Genomic DNA, 2,762 nt, shown 5'->3' on the forward strand with positions numbered 1-2,762 from the left:
TTTTTTAACATATTTCATTTTTATGTTAAAATTTTTAATATTTTTTAACATTTCAAAAGTTCAGGATTATCGTGGATATTGCCGATGATTTCGGTATCATATCCTTCATCTTTAACTAAATAAATTAAAGAGCCTATGTAATCTCTACTTTTACTCTCAAGATAAAAAGTCCCTTCTTTATGAATGCCAACTTTTGCCAAAAAGCAATCGTATGGACTTTTAGTTTTAACGATATCCCCTTCATAAATCTTTTTGCCATGTTTATCATATAAACCAGTCCAAAGTTCGATTTCGATATCATCATACCAACTTTCAAGAAACTCGTGTTCTCTATCTTCATAAACAAGCAATACACCTGCTTTTATTTCTCCGGGATTATGATTAAACTCAACAAGGCATGGATTGTTTGTTATGTAATGTTTTTCTTGTATATTCCAAATCCTAAAATCAAAATCTTGTAGTTTCATTTGTTATCTCCATTTATGCTTTTTATAGTTTTTTGCCATTCCTCATCGCTTTTAAACTCATTATTAAGTTCTTTAAAAAGTTTAAGTGCTTCATCATTAGACAAATTAGAAAGAATAGTTCTTATTCTTTCTAATGGCTTGATATCCTTATGGATAATTCCAAAGAATTCCTCTTGCTCTTTTGTGCTTAAATCTTCAAAAAGTTTAGCCAAATCATGAGCGTAAAAATCTTCTAAATCACTCGCATCTATGCTTACATTGACATACATTTTTTATCCTTTTGTTTTAAATTAAGTTTTAAAAACTTAATCAAATCCGCCTTAGCGGACTTGTTAAATTCTTAATTTTGAATTTCTAAGCTTTCAATCTTTGGCTCTATTCTAAAATTATCCTTTACAACTCTTTTAAGTCCAAGCTTTACTAAAGTAGTATCATCAAGCTCTACAATGGCATCTTTATTAAGTTCTTCTTTGTAAATGATGCATTCATTAAGGTTGTAACTTTTAAAGGCTTTGATTAAGTTTTCTAGCTTTTCTTTCACACGTGGTAAAGATACACTTTTACTTAAGCGATAGCCAATCTTGCCAAAGGTAAATTCTTTAGATCTTTTTTCGGCAAATTCATGCTTGTTATTTTCACAAAAAGTAGTGATACATTGCTCTATGTATCCAAGCTCATCACTTAAAACCTTAATCTCTCCTGCACGAGCTTCTTTAATCTCATTACAAGCTAAAGTTACCTCGCCATTAATCTTTTCTATTTTTACACTAAGCTCTGCCACTTTTTTAAGTGCAAGATTTACATCTTCAAAACTATTTATTTGCATTTAAATCTCCTTTTAAATTAAATTTATTAATTTGATAATCCCAAAGAACTACGCCATATCTTAAAAGCACTGCGTGTTTAGCTCTTTTCTTAACTATCCTTAAACCTTTTTTTTCACGCAGTGTCGCGGAGCCTTCAGGTGGGTTAAGGGAGTGTAGCTCTTTATCGCAAAAGGTGGCTTTGCCACATTGCGAAGTCAAAGAGGCAACTCCAAAACTAGCTCTTTAATGCCAAGCTTTTTAGCTAATGCTAATTCTTCTTGCATTCCCTTAGAATACTTAGCATCTTTATGATTGCTCATATAAATATAATCACTTGCTTTTAAAAGCTCTAATCCCATTCGTAAAGCTTTGTCTCTGTGTTTGTTTTCATCCAAATAGCTAAATTGTAGTATGGGTGAAACAGGTGTAAAGCCTTCACATTCACGCATAATTTTTAAGCATTCTTGCTGGGCTACACTAATAGCCTGAGCTTTTCTTTGACTTTCTCTTACAGCTAAAGCTTTGTAAGGAGAAGCGATATAAACTATTGCCATGAATTTTCCTTTCTAATAAATTTAAGTTTTAAAAAACTTAATCAAATCCACCTTAGTAGATTTGTTAAATTTTCTAATACGCCTTAATTACTCCATTTTTATCTTGGTATAAATTATTTTGCAAGGCTAGATGATCAAGTTTTGAATATTTAAAATGCAAGTTAGCTTTTTTGCTCATATTTCCTAAATGTAAAACATTTCTACCAAATTTACTATGACTGTTTAGGCTAACTGCTTGTTTGTTTCTTCTGATATCATCGATAATAATATATTTAAAACGCTTGTCTCCTTTTGGAGTTTCTAAAATTTCTTTTAAGCTCCAACCTTTTTCTTTTCTTTTCACATAAAGCTTGTGAGTAATCCCATATTTATTACAAATTTCTATTTGTTCTTTTATGTTTAAACCAAGCTTATCTTTAAGTTTAAAATTTTTAGTATTTAATGGTGTATCTAAAGGCATTTTTCTTTTTTTTCTATCTTTAAAACAATAATAACTTAACTGCATTTTTCCCTTTCTAAATAAATTTAAGTTTTAAAAAACTTAATCAAAGTGCTTTTAATTTAAGCACTTTTGTTAAGCTTTTTACCCAAATGAAAACGAATGATTTTTTTTGCAATATAATCAGGATAAATTCCTTTTAAAACATCTACAAACACTCCACTTTGCTTGTAATAAATCCCTACGCCTCTTACTTCAAAAAGACTTCTACTATAATCAGCTTTCTCACCTTTAATCATTGGTATCATTTTTTCTCTCCTTGTATTAAGTTTTCTTTCTTTGCTTCTTCTTTTTTGATTAAGTCAATCGTTTCAAAGATAGCCATCCACTTGTCTTTATTTTTAGGACTCTTTAACTTTCTAAAAGCTTCAGTATAGATTTGATGAACGCGTGTCACGCTAAGATTAAGTTCTTTAGCTATCTCTTCAAAACTCAT

7 protein-coding genes are annotated in these 2,762 nt (G+C 29.9%); all 7 read right to left on the reverse strand.

Annotation, left to right across the window (positions count from 1 at the left end; all coding sequences use genetic code 11):
- Positions 1–44: 44 nt before the first annotated feature.
- Positions 45–467, reverse strand: coding sequence for a YopX family protein (locus AJ887_RS00235; protein WP_070284642.1), 423 nt, complete (start codon positions 465–467; stop codon positions 45–47).
- Complete coding sequence (locus AJ887_RS00240; RefSeq protein WP_070284644.1) at positions 464–736, reverse strand: hypothetical protein; 273 nt, start codon at positions 734–736, stop codon at positions 464–466. The genes AJ887_RS00235 and AJ887_RS00240 overlap by 4 nt, the downstream gene beginning before the upstream one ends.
- Before the next feature lie 71 nt (positions 737–807).
- The gene (locus tag AJ887_RS00245; RefSeq protein WP_002872701.1) at positions 808–1,293 is read right to left on the reverse strand and encodes a host-nuclease inhibitor Gam family protein; all 486 of its coding nucleotides are present in this window, start codon (positions 1,291–1,293) and stop codon (positions 808–810) included.
- Between the two features lie 195 nt (positions 1,294–1,488).
- Positions 1,489–1,827, reverse strand: coding sequence for a DUF4406 domain-containing protein (locus tag AJ887_RS00255; RefSeq protein WP_070284645.1), 339 nt, complete (start codon positions 1,825–1,827; stop codon positions 1,489–1,491).
- A gap of 73 nt (positions 1,828–1,900) precedes the next feature.
- The gene (locus AJ887_RS00260) at positions 1,901–2,332 is read right to left on the reverse strand and encodes an SA1788 family PVL leukocidin-associated protein (protein WP_002865075.1); all 432 of its coding nucleotides are present in this window, start codon (positions 2,330–2,332) and stop codon (positions 1,901–1,903) included.
- A gap of 56 nt (positions 2,333–2,388) precedes the next feature.
- Entirely contained in the window at positions 2,389–2,574 is a 186-nt protein-coding gene (locus tag AJ887_RS00265; protein WP_057980536.1) for a hypothetical protein, read from the reverse strand.
- Positions 2,571–2,762: a sigma factor-like helix-turn-helix DNA-binding protein gene (locus AJ887_RS00270; RefSeq protein ID WP_070284647.1), complete on the reverse strand. Its 192-nt coding sequence runs from the start codon at positions 2,760–2,762 to the stop codon at positions 2,571–2,573. Before AJ887_RS00270 ends, AJ887_RS00265 begins: the two co-directional genes overlap by 4 nt.

The sequence above is a fragment of the Campylobacter sp. BCW_6466 genome (assembly GCF_001762835.1).
Lineage (GTDB): Bacteria > Campylobacterota > Campylobacteria > Campylobacterales > Campylobacteraceae > Campylobacter_D > Campylobacter_D jejuni.

Bases quoted from the DNA above. Each gene is read 5' to 3' on its own strand.
- AJ887_RS00240 (WP_070284644.1), bottom strand. From the start codon at position 736: ATGTATGTCAATGTAAGCATAGATGCGAGTGATTTAGAAGATTTTTAC.
- AJ887_RS00270 (WP_070284647.1), bottom strand. From the start codon at position 2,762: ATGAGTTTTGAAGAGATAGCTAAAGAACTTAATCTTAGCGTGACACGC.
- AJ887_RS00235 (WP_070284642.1), bottom strand. From the start codon at position 467: ATGAAACTACAAGATTTTGATTTTAGGATTTGGAATATACAAGAAAAA.
- AJ887_RS00265 (WP_057980536.1), bottom strand. From the start codon at position 2,574: ATGATACCAATGATTAAAGGTGAGAAAGCTGATTATAGTAGAAGTCTT.
- AJ887_RS00255 (WP_070284645.1), bottom strand. From the start codon at position 1,827: ATGGCAATAGTTTATATCGCTTCTCCTTACAAAGCTTTAGCTGTAAGA.
- AJ887_RS00245 (WP_002872701.1), bottom strand. From the start codon at position 1,293: ATGCAAATAAATAGTTTTGAAGATGTAAATCTTGCACTTAAAAAAGTG.
- AJ887_RS00260 (WP_002865075.1), bottom strand. From the start codon at position 2,332: ATGCAGTTAAGTTATTATTGTTTTAAAGATAGAAAAAAAAGAAAAATG.